The 19,652-nt window shown below is 33.7% G+C and carries 19 protein-coding genes; 16 read left to right on the top strand and 3 right to left on the bottom strand.

What is annotated here, in order from left to right:
- Positions 1-44 precede the first annotated feature (44 nt).
- The 7 genes from ACF3NF_RS03640 to ACF3NF_RS03610 all read left to right on the top strand — a co-directional run bounded on the left by ACF3NF_RS03640 (position 45) and on the right by ACF3NF_RS03610 (position 7,931).
- Complete coding sequence (locus tag ACF3NF_RS03640; protein WP_394024283.1) at positions 45-1,415, top strand: ABC transporter substrate-binding protein; 1,371 nt, start codon at positions 45-47, stop codon at positions 1,413-1,415.
- A gap of 558 nt (positions 1,416-1,973) precedes the next feature.
- Positions 1,974-2,435: a CtsR family transcriptional regulator gene (locus ACF3NF_RS03635; RefSeq protein WP_262123109.1), complete on the top strand. Its 462-nt coding sequence runs from the start codon at positions 1,974-1,976 to the stop codon at positions 2,433-2,435.
- 2 nt (positions 2,436-2,437) lie between these two features.
- Entirely contained in the window at positions 2,438-3,022 is a 585-nt protein-coding gene (locus ACF3NF_RS03630) for a transcriptional regulator (protein WP_394024280.1), read from the top strand.
- Complete coding sequence (locus ACF3NF_RS03625) at positions 3,019-4,005, top strand: ATP--guanido phosphotransferase (RefSeq protein WP_394024278.1); 987 nt, start codon at positions 3,019-3,021, stop codon at positions 4,003-4,005. The genes ACF3NF_RS03630 and ACF3NF_RS03625 overlap by 4 nt, the downstream gene beginning before the upstream one ends.
- Positions 3,987-6,419, top strand: coding sequence for an ATP-dependent Clp protease ATP-binding subunit (locus ACF3NF_RS03620; protein WP_394024276.1), 2,433 nt, complete (start codon positions 3,987-3,989; stop codon positions 6,417-6,419). The genes ACF3NF_RS03625 and ACF3NF_RS03620 overlap by 19 nt, the downstream gene beginning before the upstream one ends.
- A gap of 107 nt (positions 6,420-6,526) precedes the next feature.
- Complete coding sequence (locus tag ACF3NF_RS03615; RefSeq protein WP_394024274.1) at positions 6,527-6,955, top strand: hypothetical protein; 429 nt, start codon at positions 6,527-6,529, stop codon at positions 6,953-6,955.
- A 70-nt stretch (positions 6,956-7,025) separates the two neighbouring features.
- On the top strand, positions 7,026-7,931 hold the full coding sequence (locus tag ACF3NF_RS03610; RefSeq protein ID WP_394024272.1) for a hypothetical protein: 906 nt from the start codon (positions 7,026-7,028) through the stop codon (positions 7,929-7,931).
- Positions 7,932-7,999: 68 nt separating this feature from the next.
- Here the strand turns inward: ACF3NF_RS03610 and ACF3NF_RS03605 are convergent, their stop codons facing one another.
- Complete coding sequence (locus ACF3NF_RS03605) at positions 8,000-8,455, bottom strand: methylated-DNA--[protein]-cysteine S-methyltransferase (protein WP_394024270.1); 456 nt, start codon at positions 8,453-8,455, stop codon at positions 8,000-8,002.
- 102 nt (positions 8,456-8,557) lie between these two features.
- On the opposite strand from ACF3NF_RS03605, the gene ACF3NF_RS03600 reads away from it, so the two are divergent.
- The 6 genes from ACF3NF_RS03600 to ACF3NF_RS03575 all read left to right on the top strand — a co-directional run bounded on the left by ACF3NF_RS03600 (position 8,558) and on the right by ACF3NF_RS03575 (position 14,111).
- Positions 8,558-9,844, top strand: a complete 1,287-nt coding sequence (locus ACF3NF_RS03600) for a glutamate-cysteine ligase family protein (RefSeq protein WP_394024268.1) — start codon at positions 8,558-8,560, stop codon at positions 9,842-9,844.
- Positions 9,844-11,208: a DNA repair protein RadA gene (gene radA, locus ACF3NF_RS03595; RefSeq protein WP_394024266.1), complete on the top strand. Its 1,365-nt coding sequence runs from the start codon at positions 9,844-9,846 to the stop codon at positions 11,206-11,208. The genes ACF3NF_RS03600 and radA overlap by 1 nt, the downstream gene beginning before the upstream one ends.
- Positions 11,209-11,294: 86 nt before the next feature.
- Positions 11,295-11,672 carry a hypothetical protein gene (locus ACF3NF_RS03590; RefSeq protein ID WP_394024264.1) on the top strand — a complete coding sequence of 126 codons (378 nt, stop codon included), beginning with the start codon at positions 11,295-11,297 and terminating at the stop codon, positions 11,670-11,672.
- Positions 11,673-11,817: 145 nt separating this feature from the next.
- Positions 11,818-12,207: an FMN-binding protein gene (locus tag ACF3NF_RS03585; protein ID WP_394024262.1), complete on the top strand. Its 390-nt coding sequence runs from the start codon at positions 11,818-11,820 to the stop codon at positions 12,205-12,207.
- Between the two features lie 95 nt (positions 12,208-12,302).
- The gene (locus ACF3NF_RS03580) at positions 12,303-13,163 is read left to right on the top strand and encodes a D-alanyl-D-alanine carboxypeptidase family protein (RefSeq protein WP_394024260.1); all 861 of its coding nucleotides are present in this window, start codon (positions 12,303-12,305) and stop codon (positions 13,161-13,163) included.
- Between the two features lie 9 nt (positions 13,164-13,172).
- The gene (locus ACF3NF_RS03575) at positions 13,173-14,111 is read left to right on the top strand and encodes a type I phosphomannose isomerase catalytic subunit (protein ID WP_394024258.1); all 939 of its coding nucleotides are present in this window, start codon (positions 13,173-13,175) and stop codon (positions 14,109-14,111) included.
- Between the two features lie 103 nt (positions 14,112-14,214).
- Here ACF3NF_RS03575 and ACF3NF_RS03570 read toward each other — a convergent pair whose 3' ends face one another.
- Positions 14,215-14,955, bottom strand: a complete 741-nt coding sequence (locus tag ACF3NF_RS03570; protein WP_394024256.1) for an SDR family NAD(P)-dependent oxidoreductase — start codon at positions 14,953-14,955, stop codon at positions 14,215-14,217.
- Positions 14,952-16,397, bottom strand: coding sequence for a nicotinate phosphoribosyltransferase (locus ACF3NF_RS03565; protein ID WP_394024254.1), 1,446 nt, complete (start codon positions 16,395-16,397; stop codon positions 14,952-14,954). The genes ACF3NF_RS03570 and ACF3NF_RS03565 overlap by 4 nt, the downstream gene beginning before the upstream one ends.
- Before the next feature lie 188 nt (positions 16,398-16,585).
- Between ACF3NF_RS03565 and ACF3NF_RS03560 the strand changes: the two genes are divergently transcribed.
- From ACF3NF_RS03560 to ACF3NF_RS03550, 3 genes are all read left to right on the top strand, one after another.
- Positions 16,586-17,236, top strand: a complete 651-nt coding sequence (locus tag ACF3NF_RS03560; protein ID WP_394024252.1) for an HAD family hydrolase — start codon at positions 16,586-16,588, stop codon at positions 17,234-17,236.
- 116 nt (positions 17,237-17,352) lie between these two features.
- Positions 17,353-18,057, top strand: a complete 705-nt coding sequence (locus ACF3NF_RS03555) for an ABC transporter ATP-binding protein (protein WP_394024250.1) — start codon at positions 17,353-17,355, stop codon at positions 18,055-18,057.
- Between the two features lies 1 nt (position 18,058).
- Positions 18,059-19,648 carry a hypothetical protein gene (locus ACF3NF_RS03550; RefSeq protein ID WP_394024248.1) on the top strand — a complete coding sequence of 530 codons (1,590 nt, stop codon included), beginning with the start codon at positions 18,059-18,061 and terminating at the stop codon, positions 19,646-19,648.
- Positions 19,649-19,652: the final 4 nt, after the last annotated feature.

Raw genomic sequence — 19,652 nt, 5'->3', positions numbered from 1 at the left:
GGTATATAAAAAATGTAATGACAAATATATATAAAGGAGATTTTATGAGCAAGAAATTTTATTCATTACTAGCAACAATTATGTTGTCTTTAGCTGTTTTAGTAGGATGTGGCAACCAAGATGCCAATACAGGTACAAATGAAAATACTGCAGAAACAGCACAAACAGAAAATGCAGAAGAAGCTACAGAAAATAAAGAAAATACAGAAGAAAAAGATGCAGCAAAGGAAGAAAATACTGAAAAAGAGGCTGATTCTAGCACAGATGAAGCAGCTGAAATCACATTTTGGCATGCAATGGGTGGTGGCCAAGGTGAAGCCTTAGAAAAACTTGTAGCAGAATTTGAAAAAGAAAATCCAAATATCAAAGTAAACCTACAAAACCAAGGTAATTATGGTGATTTAAATCAAATCTTAGTTGCAACAATGCAATCACCAGATGACCTACCAACTATTACCCAAGCATACCCAGACTGGATGCTACAATTTGAAGACGCAAATCTAGTAACAGAGCTTACAGATATGGTAAATGGCGAAAATGGTATTGAAGATTATGAAGATATCCTAGAAGGTGTACGTCAAGAAATTGAAAAAGACGGCAAAATCATGGGACTACCATTTAACAAATCTACAGAAGTATTCTGGTATAACAAGACACTTTTTGATGAACTAGGCCTTGAAGTACCAACAAATTATGAAGAATTAGTAGAAGTTTCTAAAAAAATAAATGAAGAAAAAGGCATCCCAGGAGTTGGTTTTGATTCACTATCAAACTTCTATGCCACATATCTACACAATAAAGGCGTAGAAATGGATGAAAACCTAGATGTAGCAAGCGATGAATCAGTAGAAGCTGTTCAATATTATCTAGATGGTATCAAAGAAGGATACTTTAGAATAGCAGGAACAGACCAATACATGTCAGGACCATTTGCAAATGAGCAAGTAGGAGCATATATTGGATCAAATGCTGGTGAAGTATATGTAAAAGATGGAGTAGATGGCAAATTTGAATATGCAGCAGCACCATATCCTGCAGAAAGTGCAGTACAACAAGGTACAAATATCTATATGTTTGACAATGCAGATGATGCACAAAAGAAAGCAGCCTTTAAATTTTTAAAATTCCTAACAAGCAAAGAATCTCAAATCCAATTTGCCTTAGATACAGGATATATGCCAGCTAGAACAAGTGCAATTGAAGATAGCACATACTCAGAATCTGATTCTGCAATTGCTCCAATACTTGCAGATGCAACCAAAAACCTATACTCAAGACCACTTGCACCAGGTAGCCAACAAGCATATAACGATATTGGATCAGTTCTTGAACAAATCCTTTCAAACACAGAAGCAGATGTAAAAGCAGAACTAGAAGCATTCGCACCACAATATAAAGCAGACTTTGCACAATAAAACACTAAAAAATCTTAGGTATATATACCTAAGATTTTTTTTGCCTATAAATACTATTTTTACTTGTTTCAATCCTTACATCCTGATACAAATATAAATTCTATAAATTTAATCAGTACAAGAATAACTACTATAAGGGCAAAATATTTTTCTATACTTACAAGTATATCTATCCATTTATAATCGTAGCCAATATTTTTAAAATACATATTGCTGGCATTTAAATCTATTGTTGATATGACATATGGGAATGTAAACCCTAGTTATGAAGGGATAAATACACTTTAATTTATAGCAAATTTGCAATAGTTAGAGGAGTAAAATTTGTGGCAATACTTGGATTGTTATGAAAAAATATTCTTAATTATTACATTGTTGGTCTTACTGGCATTGACCTTGAAAAAGTAGTGAAAAAAAGTACAGTTTTAATAGAATCATTAAAGAGATTCTTATTTTTTAATAAAAAAGGTCAGAGATAGTCAAAAGGTCAGAGTTTTTTCTTGACCTTTTGATATATAATTGTAAAATAAAAAGACACTTAGGAAAGTAGGTGAATATATGGCAGGTCTTACATCAGATATTGAGAGATTTTTAAAGGCTATGCTAGAAGAATCTACTGATGGTATGCTTGAGATTGGACGCAATGATTTGGCCATGCAATTTGATTGTGCACCTAGCCAGATAAATTACGTGCTTTCGACAAGATTTACCCCACACAACGGGTATCTTATAGAAAGTAAACGTGGTGGCAATGGTTTTATCAAAATCATAACCATAGTAGAAGAAGATAATTATTTAACATATTTAATCAAAAACCTAAACAGGCAAATGACTGAGGCAAACGCTGATAGCTTGTTTAAGGATTTATATAGTAAAAAATACTTTACCAAGGATGAGTTTTTGATGGCAAAATATGCTACAAGCGATAAGGCTCTGTGTGGAGTTGATAGCAAAAATCGCAATGGTATACGTTCTGACATCATAAAAAATATTCTATTAAGTGTTTTAGCAAGGAGTTAATTATGAAATGTGAAAAATGTGGCAAGGATGCTTCTGTAAGTGTCAAGGCTATAGTAAATGGACATGAGCATGACTTTTATTTGTGCAATGATTGTTTAAAAACATACACAGATATGACTGACAGTGCTGATATTAATGAAGACGGATTTCATAAACTTAATTTAAATAACAAAAATTTAGAAAGTCTTATCCAAAGATTTGTACCATCCCTAGATGATATGATCGATGGATATTATGAATATAAATACAATCAAAATAACCAACCATTTTCATATATGGAAGGTTTAAATGAAAAAACTTGCCCAAATTGTGGCAATCTTGAGTCAAATATCCGCCAAGGAATATTTGGTTGTGAAGAGTGTTTTAAACTAAATAAAAGCCTAACCCAAAAGGTTTTAAAAACCTATAATAATTATGATAAATACACAGGTAGGCTACCAAAAAAAGACCGTGAATTTAAGGAAATGGCACTTGAGATAAAGACCCTCCAAGAAAAGCTAGACCACTCAATAGCTACCGAGGATTATGAACAAGCTGCTGACTTAAAAGAACAATTAGATGATTTAAATATGAAGGTGAAAAATTGATAGATTATTCAAAAGATATCATTCTAAATTCAAATCTTTCTATTAGAAGAAATATAAAGGGATTTGATTTTCCAACAACAATTACCTATGAAGATAGTGAAAAGATTGTGGAAATGTTTAGGGATATTTATCCAGATAACCTAGTTTTGTTAAATGAAATAGATGATAATACCCTAAATAAACTCATAAATGACATGGTCCTTTCAGAAGATGTTACTAGCAAACTTGCACAAATTGCAGTAGTTTTTGCTGATGATTACATCATAACAATCAACGATCGTGACCATATAGCTATAAATATCCGCAACTTTGATATGGATGTCAAAAAGGCCTACAAAAAAGCAAGTGAAATTGAAAAAGAATTAGACGAAAAATTTGATTTTGCCTTTAAGGCCCAATATGGGTATCTGACTAGTGATGGACGAAATAATGGGGCAGGGCTTGAAATCAGACTAAAGATGTTTTTATTTGCCCTAGTGGATGCTGAGGAATCATATTATGGTTTCAAACAAGGTTTACTTAGCCACGGTATGTATGGGACAAGATACATTCCGGCCTATTATGACAAATATGTAAATGACATTTACCTAGTGAAGAATTTTGGAAATTATCGTGATGATATGGATGACTATGTCCTAAAAATGAGTGCTAATATTGATTCTCTAGTAAGAAATGAAAGAAGATTTAGAAGAGATTATCAGTTATTAAATAATATTTCTGATGATGAGATTATAGAACAGATAGCAATAAGTTTAAATACTCTAAACTCAAGCAAGCTAAACAGTTTAAATACAATTGCAGATGAGCTTTTCAAGCTTAAAAAATACAACAAACTTGGATTTAATACTGATTTGACAAGCAACGAGTTAGACTATTTAATATTTAATCTGACAAAAAATAAGTACAAGGGCAAAAAAGACCCTGAAAGATCAGAGTTTTTGAACTCTTATATGAAGGAGAGGCAATGGAAGCTAATAGATTAAATAAATTAACCCAACAGGCAAGGCGCGAAAGCTACTCTCTAAACCACGACTATATTGGTACAGAGCACTTGCTCCTTGCATTAATGAAAACAGGTTCTGTTGCAACAAAAGCATTAGAGGCCGCTGGAGCAAACTATGATTTGCTTCGCCAAGTTGTAATAAATAATATAGGCAAAGGCCAAGCCATGCGCCCTGCAACAGAATATAGCAAAAAAGTAAGACAGGTTTTAGAACTAGCAAGGCTAAATGCAAACAAATATGGCCAATCTTCTGCAGGAGAAGAAAATGTATTATTTGCAATCCTTGAAGACGAAGACTCCCTAACAAACATCATGTTTTTGCTATCGGGAGTAGAAAAAGATATTGTAAAAAGAAATTTAAAAGACCTACTAAATGACCAACCAGAAGTAGTTGGTTCGTCAAGTGAACTTAGTGAAAATGTTTCAAAATTTGCTCGTGATTTAAATGAAGAAGCAAAAACAGGCAAGATTGACCCAGTAATAGGCCGTGATGTAGAAATAGAACGCGTCATCCAAATTTTGATGCGAAGGACAAAAAATAACCCAATCCTTATCGGTGAGCCAGGTGTAGGTAAAACTGCAATTTCAGAAGGTCTTGCCCAAAGAATTGTAGAAGGCGAAGTGCCAAAGATAATTAAGGATAAAACTATACTTAGCCTAGATTTAGCAAGTATGATTGCAGGTACAAAATACCGTGGTGACTTTGAAGAGAGGCTAAAAAAGCTATTTGATGAGCTAGCAACCCGCGATGATGTAATCCTATTTATCGACGAATTTCATATGGTACTTGGGGCAGGAGCAGCAGAAGGATCTATGGATGCTGCAAATATCTTAAAACCAATCCTTGCCAAGGGTGACATTCAAATAATCGGTGCTACAACCATAGAAGAATACAGAAAATATATAGAAAAAGACAGCGCCCTAACCCGTCGTATGCAACCTATCCAAGTGGAAGAGCCATCATTATCAGACACCAGGAAAATAATCAAGGGTGTCAGAGATAAATATGAGTCCCACCACGGGGTAGAAATGACTGAAGAAGCAATTTATGCTGCAGTTGAGCTAACAGATAGGTATATAAACGATAGATTTTTGCCAGATAAGGCCATAGATGTCCTAGATGAGGCCATGAGTAAGGTCCGCATCAAGGCCTACCAAGAAGAAGAAAGTGATTCTAACCCAGAAGATAAGATCAATGACCTAGTTCGTGAAAAAGAGCAGGCAGTAAAAGACCAAGACTTTGAAAAAGCTGCACAACTACGTGATCAAATCAACCAAGCCAGATTTGAAATCGAAGCAGAAATCGAAAAGAAAAATAAGGATAAGAAAAACTTATTTATAGGTTTTGATGACATTGCAAGCATAGTTGCATCATGGTCAAAAGTTCCAGTTACAAAATTAACTGAAGATGAAAAACAAAAATATGCAAGCCTTGATAAGCAATTAGAGGGCACAGTAATTGGCCAAGAAGAAGCTATAAAATCAGTAGCCCACGCCATAAAACGTGCCAGAGTTGGACTAAAAGATCCATCCAAACCAATCGGATCATTTATCTTTGTAGGGCCAACAGGTGTTGGTAAAACTTATCTAGCAAAATCCTTAGCTGAAAATATATTTGGATCAGAAGACCACCTAATTCGTATGGATATGAGTGAGTATATGGAAAAATTTGCCGTATCTCGTTTGGTAGGTTCTCCTCCAGGATATGTAGGCTATGAAGAAGGTGGACAATTGACAGAACAAGTGAGAAATCACCCATATTCAGTAATTTTATTTGATGAAATCGAAAAAGCCCACCCAGATATTTTCAATTTATTATTACAAATCCTAGATGACGGTAGACTAACAGATGGCCAAGGCCGCACAGTAGACTTTAAAAATACAATTATAATAATGACAAGTAACGTTGGTGTATCAAGCCTAAACGAAAAACAAGCCATAGGATTTGAAACAGGCAATCCAGAAGAAAAAAATGCCGACCGCACCCGTGAAATCATAGAACGCGAGGTAAAAGATGCCTTTGCACCAGAGTTTTTAAATAGGTTAGATAAAGTAATCATGTTTAACCCACTAAGTGAGGCAAACATTGAAGAAATTACACGACTAATGCTAGAAAAAACCAGACAAAGACTAAACAACATCGACATCGACATCACTTATGATGACGAAGTAGTAAAAATTCTAGCAAAAGAAGGATTTAATGAAGAATACGGGGCAAGGCCACTAGAACGTCACATCACAAAAATGATAGACGATAGGCTAGCAGAAGATATCCTAGATAACAAACTAAATAGGGATGCCATAATCCACCTATCAGTAAAAAATGATGAACTAAATTTTGAAAATGTAGCAGGTCAAAAAAAGGAAGCCCTAGCAGTAGAAACAGCAGAATAAACATGAGATAATAGCTACTCAAAGCCACCCCAAGGGGTGGTTTTATTTTGTAAAAAATTACTGGATTTGGGGTAATAATACACTAGTAAATACAAGAAAGGTAGATTATGGAAAAAATAAAAAATCTAGAAAAACAAAGACAAGTAAGCCTAGCAATCCTTGGCCTATCAGTATTAATCATCATATTTACAATCATCCATGCCAGGGCAATTTCAAACACAAAAGCCTTTGAAGAATATATAGGATCTTATCAGACAATAGACTATGAGCCATACATAGCCAATGTCAATTTTTTTAGAAACGTCATTATACTTTATCCCATACTACTGATTATTTATACGATTTATAGCTTTTCGCTAACAAGTTTTGGAACTTTATATAAAATAATAAATGGACTATCCTGCCTTTTGTCCATATATATCTTGCAAGGGCATTTTATGCCTCGCACAATTTTTGCACGGATACTAACAGGACTATTTTTGGTCTTATTTATTGTAATTATGCTAAGAAGTAAAAAAATCGGGAAAAAATCCTAAAAATTTCTATATATAAGTAAGGGTTAATTTGTAGATGAAGAGTATATAATTTAATGATAGGGAGATGAAAATGGTCTTTAATAAGTGCTGTGCAAATTCACATTTTGTAGAATTTAGCTTAAATCATGATCCTAAGCCTAAGAATTGGGACAAAACAGTACTGGATGCTATCCAGATGCTTTTGTGGTATATTCCAAATATTGATTCAAAGCAATCTAAAAAAAATAGTCTCATAAAAGACAAGGCATATGAAAATCTAACATTTTCATACATATTAAATTCTCTTGATATGTGTGAACAAGATTGCATATTTTTGGAAAATGACCAGCAAATTAATGAAAATACATGGAATTTCTATCACGATGAAATTTGCATAAATTGTCAAAAAATTATAATTGTAAAGGGAAGGGATAAAACTAAAACAGAAGACTTATTACGCTGTATTAGAAACTGTGTAGCTCATGGTGATTTTACAGTTATAAATGATATGCTTATAGGATTTAACGATTATAGAGGTAAGAAAAAAGCTGTAATAAAAATTAAACCTCAAAAATTACTGAATATTCTACAATTTATATCATCACCTTTAAACTATAATAAAATAAATTTATTAAATAATGCGCTACTAGAAAAAGGATATACTCTATATAGAGAATACCCGATAAAATATGGAGAAAATAGGATAATCAGATTAGACCTCGTAGCTATAAAAGATGGACAAAAATTTTTATTTGAATTTAAAAATGTATCAAAAAATCATTCTATTAATGAAAAGCAAATTCAAAATATTTTAAAAAAACTATTCACCTATAAATTAGCAATAGACAATCAAAATTTAAATCTAGTTTTAGTTATTGACAAGGCAAGTCTAACTATTGCTAGCCAAAAATATGTTAATCAGCAAGAAAACTTGATTGTTCTAGATGCAAATAAATTAATGTTACTTCCATATATAGAAGATGAGCTTAATATATGAAAACTTAGTTAACAATCTTGATACCGAAGCTTAACCAAATTTTTTTCTATATATAATTTATAAAAAAATTATATAGAATTTTCAAGGTCAAGTAATTTTTTCTTAAGATTAATCCCATAGGCATAGCCATGCATTTTCCCGTCACTGCCTATGACTCTGTGGCAGGGGATAATTACCATTAGTGGATTTTTGCCGATGACAGTGGCAACTGCTCTGACTGCTTTTTCATTTCCTATATTTTTTGCTATGTCCTTATAAGTTTTTGTTTGGCCATAGGGGATGTTTAAAAGCTCTTGCCAGACTTTTTGCTGAAAATTTGTGCCTTCTGCCTTACATAAATCATAAATACTAAATTCTTTTCTTTTGCCATCTAAATATTCATTTATTTGACCAATAATTTTGTCGGTTTCTAAAGTTCTATCATTATTTTCATCAATTTGGTCTACTAATTCAATTTTTGATATTTTTTGCTTATAGGTTATTTTGATTATCCCAATATCTGTTGTGTAAAATGCTGTTTTCATACCTACATTTTAATATATAATTTTAAATATAAAAAGCATTAATTAAAATTTTTAAATTTTAATGTATAATAATATAAATGAAATTTAAGAATCGAGGGTGTTATGAACTACGATAAAAAAATTGATGCAATTGTTGATTATATAAAATCTGGAGAGAAAAGTGAGGATAATTTCAAAGTTGGTTTTGAAGTGGAGCACTTTGCTATAGATGCAGAAACTATGGAAACTATCACTTATGGAGAAGATGGTGGTGTCCGTGATTCTCTAATGGAGATTGAAAAACTTGGCTATGAGGGTACATACGAGGGCGAAAATATTATGGGACTTTCTGGTGATGGCTTTGCTGTTTCTATAGAACCTGCAGCCCAATTTGAAGTTGCCTTTGGGGCTAAAAAAACTATGGATGAACTTTTTGACAATTATAAAGAAGTTATGAAAAATCTAGTCCCTGTTTTTGATAAGAAAAATCAGCTCTTAGCCCAAGTAGGTTATCAACCAAAGTCAAAAATTGCAGATCTGCCTTTTATTCCTAAAGAACGTTATAAATATATGTCCAAATATTTTAGAGAATTTGGGGGAACTATGCCATTAAATATGATGCAAGGATCGGGCAGCCTGCAGGTAGCAATTGACTTTAAAGATGAAGAAGACTTTAAGAAAAAATTCTTTGTTGCTAATGCAGTTTCTACATTTTTATACAGTACCTTTGACAATTCTTATATCTTTGAGGGAGAGGCTTATGCTAAGCATAACCTTCGCCAAACCATTTGGGAAAATTGCGACAAACCACGTACAGGTACTTATCCTTTTGCTTTTGAAGATGACCTATCATACAGAAAATATGCAGAAAAAATCTTAGCTACTGACAGTATATTTATCCATAAAAATGGAAAAGATATTTATACAGGAGATACTCCTTTCGAAGAAATCTTTGATCAAGATATGAGTAAGGATATGGTATATCATGCCCTTTCTATAGTTTTTCCAGATGTTAGGACCAAACAATATATAGAAGTAAGAATGCCTGATAATGTTCCATATCCATACAATTTTGCAGCAGTTGCCCTTATCAAAAATATGTTCTATGATGAGCAAATTTTGGAATTCTTATCTCAATTATTTGCTGATATGACCTATGAAAAATCACAAAATCTAAAGGATAAGGCAGTAATGCAAGGGATAAATACCATATATAAGGACAAGAAAATATCTGAATGGATGCTACAAATTACTGGCATGATAGAAGAAGATAATGAATATATAAAACCTTTAGAAGAGCTTTTAAAAAGAGATGAAAAACCTCGCGATATATATGAATCCTTGTACAAGAAAGATCCACAAAAAGCAATCTACAATTTCTCAGTAAATAAATTTATAAAGGAAAATTAGTGGCAAAAATAAAAAAAGCCTTTGAATGCAACAATTGCGGTCACACCCAACCCCTTTGGGCAGGCAAATGTCCAGAGTGCGGCAAGTGGGGGTCTTTGATTGAAGTAACAGTTAAGGAAAGCAAAAAAAACGCAAGTGTAGTTGTTGATGACAAGGCTGCAAAAAAACTAAATACTATTGAAATTAACGAATCTGAAAGAATAAAGTCAAGCTTTGAAGAATTTGATCGTGCAGTTGGAGGGGGACTAGTCCGTGATAGTGTCACAATCCTAACTGCCCGCCCGGGTGCAGGAAAATCTACACTCTTGCTCCAATTATCAAAGGCTTATGCAGATGAGGGTTTAAAAGTTCTTTATGTTTCTGGAGAAGAATCAGAAAGCCAGATCAAATCCCGTGCAGATAGGATAATGGAAAGCTTGCCTGAAAATGTATGGATTCTTTCTACAAACTCTATGGATAGTGCCGTTAGTGAGATAAAAAACATAGATGCGGATGTAGTTTTTCTTGACTCTATCCAAACTTTTACCCTAGCAGAGTTTGATAATAAGGCTGGAAGCCCAACTCAAACCATAGAGGTAGCCAACAAGGCAGTAGAAATTGCCAAAGATGAGCATAAAAAACGCGCAATAATTATGATAGGGCATATGACCAAGGCCAATGAAATGGCAGGACTTCGTACTTTGGAACACTTGGTAGATACAGTTTTAGTTTTAGATGGAGAAAGTGATGAGGACTTAAGGGTCCTAACCTCTACAAAAAACAGATTTGGCCGCACCGGTGAGATCGGCTTATTTTCTATGAGTGAAGATGGTTTGATAGAGATTTCTAATCCTAGTGAGTATTTTATAACAGCTCGTGAAAATGAAATCGAAGGGTCAGCCATATCTGTTACTAAGGAAGGCTCCAGGCTTTTAGAAGTAGAAATTGAGTCCTTAGTCAGCAAATCATTTTTGCCATATCCGCAAAGGATTGGGGATTCGCTGAGAAAAGATGACCTAAACACCTTGATTTCAATCTTACAAGAGCGTGCTGGTCTAAATCTATTTGATTACAATGTAATTATAAAAACTACAGGTGGCCTAAAATTGTCAGAGCCATCAGTAAACCTTGCCATTATGATGTCTATCGCATCTTCTCTGCTTAAAAAGCCCATAGATGACAAAACCGTTTTTATTGCAGAAGTAGGCCTTACTGGAGAGCTTAAAAAAGTACCACAAATTAAACAGCGCATAAAAGAATTAGAACGTTTAGGCTATAAAAAGTGCTTTGTAGCAAAAAATTCTGTTGATGAAAATGAATTTTCTGGTATAGGGGTATTACAGAAATCAAATATTAGACAAGTAATTGATGAGTGTTTTAGATAGAAAATTAAGGAGGGCATATGTGGGAGACTATTAAAGAAAGATTTTCATGAGATGACATTTTCTTTTGGCTTGCCATAGCTATAATTATGTATGTAAATCATACTTTTTTTGATAAACATATAAATATCATTTTATTTATCCTACCAATAGCTATAATGTATTTTATGGAAATCGGACTAAAAAAACCTCCTAGATACCCTAAATATTTGCTAACAATCATAATTACAGCCCTATATATGTTTTCCATGCCAAAATACAGCACAACTTATGCGGAAAACTTTATGAAAGAGAACTATGTTGAGGAAACATATTTGCTCCCATATACTACTGACCAGATGAGCTCCTTTAACCCTTACAGTAAGGATATAAATTATTCTTTTATCAGGACTGATGGCAAGGAATACTTATTTAACGCCAGGACAGGCGAGGTTAAAGAAACAAAAATAGATATAGATAGCAAGTGAAATATCAAATTATTTTATGTTAAGTAAAAAATATCGTTAATCTTGATTTTATCAAAATATGTGTTATAATATCTTATACAAAAGACATAGCGACTTATTCGCATTCAAAATTTGCCGAAAATGGCTTACATAAAAGGAGATTTTTATGAAAAACTTAAATAAATTTGCCCTAGTAGCAGCTATGGCATTCACATTTGCAGCTTGTGGAAACAATGCAAATACAGCAGAAAATAATGCTGATAATACAGAAACAGTTCCAGCTGAAGAAGCTCAACCATCAAAAGGTGAAGCAACAGTTGCAGGTTACGGTGGAGACATCAAAGTAACAGTTAACTTTGGAGAAGACGGTGTAATCGAATCAATCGATACAAAACACACAGAAACAGAAGACATCGGAGCAAAAGCTATTCCAGAATTAACAGATGCAATTATCGAAGCAAACGGAACAGAAGGCGTTGAGAATGTATCAGGCGCAACAGTAACATCTGAAGCATTCAAATCAGCTGTAAACGATGCAATTGCAAACGCAAAATAATTAAAGATACAATAAGCCACCCAAAAGGGTGGTTTTTCTTTGTCAAAAAGACTTGTGGATGTATAGTAAAAATGAAAAATATTACAGAGGGTATTATGAAAAAAAGGTCATACACACTATTAATCCTTCCTTTAGTCATAATAGGTCTTTTTTTAATCAGCCGCTACCAAAACCGTGAGGTCTACGAGTACAACTCAAAAGCGGTCTATGTTTACAATTTGACTGATGATAGGAAGGTCACAGGCAAAAATGAAGATGAAAAACTAGCAATGGCATCGCTTACGAAGATGATGACAGTCTATGAAGCCTTACAAAAAGTAAATGATTTGGGAGCCTATGCACCAGTAGATACAGAATCCTACCAGCAACTTGTAGGAGAAAATGCATCAATGGCAGGTTTTTTTGGTGGGGAAATGACAACATATCGTGATTTGCTATATGGCGCCATGCTCCCATCTGGCGGAGAGGCGGCAGACTCGCTTGCAATCAACATCTCAGGATCAGAACTAGGATTTGTAGGCCTTATGAATGAGAGATCTGAAGAGTGGGGACTAAAAAACACACATTTTCAAAATGTAGATGGCATGGATGATATAGGCCATTATTCCTCTGCCAAAGACATGGCCATGCTATTAAAATATGCCTTAGAAGATGGCAATTTTAGGGCGATTTTTACAAAGAAAAATTATCTGACCCTGCCAACCGACCACCACCCAGAGGGCCTATATATGACAAGTACAGTTTTTGACAAGCTTGAAAATTATGACCAAGATGGTTTTGAAATTATTGGTGGCAAATCTGGTACAACAGACAAGGCAGGATTATGCTGGGCGACACTTTCAGTCAAAAATGGGAAAGAATATATTATAGTTACCATGGGTGCTCCCTACGATGACATCGACAATCCAGGCGATGGCCATATCCAAGACACCCTTGATATTTTAAATAGACTTTAAGGAGAAAATATGCAAAAAGTTTTGATTTTACAAGGAGAATTTGTTGATAAGGTTTGGGGCGGGTCCAGATTAAAAGACGAATTTGACTATGATATAAATTCTGATAGTGTTGGTGAATATTGGGCCATATCTGGCATGGATGAGGCAAGTTCTGTTGTAATAAATGGAGAGCTTGCTGGCCAAACACTAAAAGAACTTTACAAAAATAATAAGGAATTATTTGCTGGTGAAGGTGAAGAAACTTTCCCACTTTTGGTAAAAATAATTGATGCCACAGATGACCTATCTATCCAAGTCCACCCAGATGATCAAATGGGAGCAAAACTTGAAAACTCAAGGGGCAAAACAGAATGCTGGTATATCCTAAATGAAAGTCCTGCTTCAATTATTTATGGACTAAATGCTGAAGATAAGGATGAAGCTGTTGAAAAAATTGAAAATAAAAAATGGGATGATGTTTTAAAAGAAGTCCCAGCCACTAAGGGAGATTTTTTCTTTGTGCCAGCAGGTACAGTCCATGCCATTAAAAAGGGATGTCTAATATTAGAAATCCAACAGGCATCTGATATAACTTATAGACTTTACGATTACGACCGCCCAGATAAAGAAGGTAATCTACGCGAACTTCATATAGACAAATCCATCCAAGCTATAAAATTAAATGAAATAGCAGATGAAAAAAATGTAGAAGAAGCAGGCAACCTTACAAAAACTAGACTTACAAAAAATGAATTTTTTGAAGTAAGAAAACTAGAAACCAGTAACCGAGTAAGCTTGATAAGAAATGCTCCTTACCTATTAGAAGCAGTTGTAGAAGGAGTAGGAGTCCTAAGGGTAGATGGAGAAGAATACAATATCAAAAAGGGAGACTTCTTTATCCTGACAAATGAAGTGTCATCTTATGAATTTGAAGGAAACCTAACAATAATTGAGTCAAATATAGCATAAAAAAAGAGCCAACCGGCTCTTTTTTATTGTAAAATTATTAATAATACCTAAAAATCAAAACCGCTAAGTCAACCTCAAATGGCATGCTTACTTTGAATTTTTCTCAATACATCCCCAAAACCCTCTCAAGCCACATCATAAAGGAGTGGGGTATTATTTTTGAAATTAGTCTCATAAATTTTGCTGATGGATGGACGGTTATTATGTCCTTGTATTTAGCTTCTTTTAAAGCTATTTCCACCAGCTTGTGAACATCCTCTATACCGTATTTTTTAATGCCATTTTTATCAATTGCTCCAAACTCAGTCTCAACTGGATTTGGGCATAGACTTGTAAGATGGATTTTTCTGCCTTTCAATTCTCGATTTAAGGCGCGGGATAAGCTTATCAAATACGATTTGCTAGCTGCATAGGTCGCAAATTTTGGCTGAGGAATAAATCCTGCTACAGATCCTACATTTATAATCACCGAGTTTTCAGCCATGTAAGGCAAAATCACTTTTATAAGCTGGGTGGGTGCTAGAATATTTAAGTCAATCATCCTTTGATTTTCTTCTAGACTCACATTTTCAAAATAATCATTAAAACCCACACCTGCAGCATTTACTAAGAGACCGACTTTTTGATTTGCAATTTCAATTTCATTTGATATTTTTAAGAAACTTTCCCTGTCAAGCAAATCCAGGGCAAGGATTTTGCTTTTTGTTTTTAGCTGATTTTTAAGCTCTATTAGGCGGTCTTTCCTGCGAGCTATTATCCAAATCTGATCATAGCTTAAATCATCAACTTGGATAGCAAATTCTCTGCCGATTCCAGAACTTGCCCCGGTAATTATTGCAATCATTGGCCTCTTTTAGCTTCTAAAATTAGATTTTGCTTTAGGCTCCATAGGTCTTGGGATAAGTCTACATAATAATTGTGTGGTTGGTCAAATCTTTTTACTTCATCCCATATACTATCTAGTTCTTTTTTGCAGTAGTCGTGGATTTCTTCTATAGATGGTTGGTCATAGACTAATTTTCCGTTTTCAAAAATAGGAACTTGCATAAGACGCGCTTCGTAATTGTCCATTTTTTTCATCTTCCATGTAAAGAGTGGGTCAAAGATTACAAGTGGTTTTGAATCATCCACCTCTTCCTCGCGTAGGGTGATATAATCAGCCTCGGCCTTGCCAGTGTTTTTGTCATAGAGTCTATAAATATTTTTAAAGCCTGGTGTTGTAATTTTTTCTACGTTTTCAGATACCTTTATACGGGCCTTTAGCTCATCATCTTCATAAATTCCTACAAGCTTATATACCCCACCAAAAACTGGGTCAGACTTACTTGTTATAAGTCTTTCACCAATACCAAAGGCATCGATTTTTGCTCCTTGGGCAGTTAGGGAGTTGATTTTAAACTCGTCTAGAGAGTTACTTGCAACGATTTTGGTATCCTCAAAGCCATTATCATCCAAAATTTTTCTTATTTCTTTGGATAAGTATGCAAGGTCTCCAGAGTCTAGTCTTACCCCGCCAGTAAGGCCTTTTGGTTCCAAAACTTCTCTAAATACACGCATGGCATTTGGTAGACCGCTATTAATTGTATCGTAGGTATCAATTAAAAGTGTGCAATTTTCTGGATAATTTTCTGCATAAATCTTAAAGGCTTCATACTCACTATCAAAGGCTTGAATCCACGCATGGGCCATGGTACCAGATGGCTTAAAACCATATGTTTTTGCAGAAAGTGTATTACTTGATACTGGTGCACCAGCTATAAATGCAGACCTTGCACCTGTTAGAGAAGCATCTGCTCCTTGGGCACGGCGGGCACCAAATTCCATTACAAGCCTGTCTCCAGCAGCCTTTACTATCCTACTTGTTTTTGTAGCGATTAGTGAATTAAAATTCATTGATAGCAATAGGTAAGTTTCTACTATAGAACATTCTATAATAGGTGCCTTAACTGTGATGATAGGCTCGTTTGGAAACATAACTGATCCTTCAGGAAAGGCCCAGACATCGCCGGTGAATTTAAAATCACGTAGGTAATCTAGGAAGCCATCAGAAAAATCTCCCACTTCCTTTAGATAAGCTATATCTTCTTCTGTAAAATGTAGATTTTCTATAAAATCAATTACATCGTTTAAACCTGCAAAGATGGAATATCCACCTTCATCAGGATTTGTCCTATAAAATGCATCAAAAACAGCAATTGTATCCTTCATACCATGGTTAAAATATGCATTGGCCATAGTAAATTCATAAAAATCGCTGAGCATCGATAAATTTCTTACATTACTCATAAAAACCCTCTTTTCAAAATCTTTTCTTCTTTCATTGTATATACAATGGGACAAAATTGCAAACATTTGCAAAAGTATTCTTACCAATAATTATGCCCTTTTTTCATACTTTATCCAAAATATTATTAAAATATTATTCTATTAGGGTAAAGATAGACTAAGAACTTAAATTTTGTAAAGGAGGTAAAATGTATATATTTGACATCGACGGGACACTTTTAAATACTATTGATTCAATAAACTTTCATATAAACGAAACTTTCAAAAAATACGGATTAAAATCAGTTCCCAAAGAAAAAACTCGAGAATTTGTCGGCAATGGTCCCAGAGTTTTGTTGGATAAAACTTTAAATTATGTTGGATTTACCGGAGATGAGCTATTAAAAGAAGAAATCTATAATAGATACAACGAGTCCTACAACAACGATCCCCTACACCTTACAAAACCCTTTGAAGGTATCAAAGAATCCCTAGATAAATTAAAGGAAAATGGGGAAATATTAGCTGCTTTTTCTAATAAGCCAGATGAAACCAGCAATAGGGTATTAAAAGCAATATTTGGCGAAAAATATTTTGACTACATCCTAGGATATAGGGAAGATTATAAAAGAAAGCCATCCCCAGAAGGCATTATGATTATCGCCAACCATTTTGATGTGCCATTTTCAGAAATTATGTATTTTGGTGATAGTGAAGTAGATATGAAATGTGGTAGAAATACAAATATTTTTACCGTGGGATGCTCATGGGGCTTTAGAGACCGTGAAGTTTTAGAGGCAGAAAATCCTGATTTGATTATAGATCATCCAAGTGAAATCACATCTATAAAAAGAATATAAAAAAGAATTAATTTATTAAGTATATTTAAAATTATTATAAACTTTATTAATTAATCTAGATAATATATTGATTCTCTGATATTCTTATGATGAAATATTCTGGGGAGATTGGAGATATGATGAAACTAGTCATAGAAAATTTATCAAAACAATTTGAAGAAAAGAGTGTCTTAAAAAATTTAGATGCTACATTTGACCAAGGTATTATATATGCCCTTTTGGGAAGGAATGGAGCTGGAAAGACAACTCTTTTTTCTTTGATTGCAAAGGAACTTAAAAGAGATAGCGGGCAGATTTATCTAATAGATAATGATGAAAAAATAAATCTTGATAGTAAGGATGTATTCTTTATGCTAGCAGAACCAGAATTGCCAAGGTTTTTAACTGCTAGGGAGTTTATAAATTTTTTTATAGATGTAAATAGGCAAAGAATTGCAGGAACCCTTGACCCTAGTTACTATTTTGACCTGGTAAAATTTGATGAAGATGATAAGGATAGACTTATCCAAGGATATTCGACTGGGATGAGAAATAAGCTTCAAATGATGATGTTTCTTATATTAAAACCAAAAGTTATTTTAATGGATGAGCCCCTTAATTCCCTAGATGTAGTTGTCCAAAAAGAAATGAAAGATTTAATCAAATCTATTAAAAACGAACATATAATAATATTTTCAACCCACATTTTAGACCTAGCCAAGGACATATCAGATGAGATAGTTTTATTACATAAGGGTCAAATAGAAGAAGTAGATAGGCAAATAAAAAATAATCCTGATTTTGAAGATAGGGTCATCGACCTACTCCAAAAGGAGGATTAGTATGGAATATTACAAAAAATATAGGATTATAGAAAACGCAAATCTGGCCAAAAATATTAACAAAATTATTTATTTTTTCCATCATTTGCCAATAATTGGAAAATATACAGGAGAAAAATATAGAGCCTATGGATTAAAAAAACTTGTCTATGCCCTAGGTCCCATATTTTCTGTTTTGGGTCAGATTTTAAAAAGCATTTTTGCTTACTTTATGGCTTTGGCTTTTGCGGGATTTATCCTCTGGCTTATAAAAACTCCATTACAATTTGAAGGGCTAAGGACTAATCAATTTGTCGACCTATCCCTATCAAACCTATCATTTCTAGCCTTTTACCTAAGTGCTGCTATAAATTCAAATAGCATTGCTGGCAATAAGGTTGATATTCGTAATCTAAATAACCAGTACAGATTGGCCCCTAAAGAAAGTGGGTTGATTAAAGGAGTTTTTGACCCCCTTAGGATAGGATTTGGAAGGGGATTTGCTTTTGCAATATTTATTGGTCTTAAAAACGGATTTTTACTAAGCTTTATCCTTGCCTTTGTAAGGATTATCTCAAACACCTTTACTCTTATTATTTCAAAGGGGCAAAAGGAAATTTATGCGGACAAGTGGTGGGTAAACATCCTATCCTTTATAGTTCTTTTTACTATCCTTATGAATGTAAAGACTTACAGTACTCTTATATTGCTAGTAATATTTGTAATTAGCCTTATAGGATCTATTTTTGCAATAAAATATCTATTAAAATTAGATGACTATGGCAAGGTATTGGAGGATGCAAAGGCCGAAGAAGTTAATATAAGTCTAGATTTTGATCAAATTGCCAATGATAGCCTGGCCTTAAAAGATACTGACTTAGAAGATAATCAAAAAGAAAATGGAAGCGGCTATAAACTTTTAAATAATTTATTTTTTGCAAGGCACAAGAGACTTCTTGCCAAACCAATTATAAAAAAAGCTGGTATTATCTTTGCTGTAGCTGCCCTTGCCCTAGGATTTACAAAGTATAAACTTGGTGATTCTAACTTTGGCATAGAAAATATTTTGCTATTGGTTCAATCAATATTTGTATCGATACTCTTTAATAATCCAAATTCCAGCAGAGCCATGTTTTTAAACTGTGATAGGTCCTTACTCCAATATGGTTTTTATAAAGAGGAAGATGCAATTTTTGCCATGTTTAAGCTTAGGTACAAATCTCTATTAAAGATAAACTTAATTGGCCTTATAGCAGGTTTTTTGGTAAATATTTTAGCTTTTGTACTTTTTCCAGCTCTAGGTATTAAAAATTTAATTGTGTGTGAGATTTTTGTATTGGCAAGCTTTTTATTTTATATGGCCTTTGAATTATTTATTTACTATATTTTCCAACCCTTTAACTTTGAGGCGGCTAATGTTGGACATGGATACAAGCTTTTTTACAATATATTAAATTATGCAAATGTAATTTTTATTCCACTAATTATTGGAAAAACATCTAAGGGACAATTAACTTTAATTATTGTAAGTGCTATAATGCTTATTTTAATAATTGTTTTTCACCTCCTAGTTAAAATTTATGGGAAAAATACCTTTAGGATAAGAAAATAAGACG

It is taken from the genome of Anaerococcus martiniensis (assembly GCF_043187485.1).
Lineage (GTDB): Bacteria > Bacillota > Clostridia > Tissierellales > Peptoniphilaceae > Anaerococcus > Anaerococcus martiniensis.
Note: the sequence above shows the minus strand (reverse complement) of the source record. Positions and strands in the feature narration are given on the sequence as shown.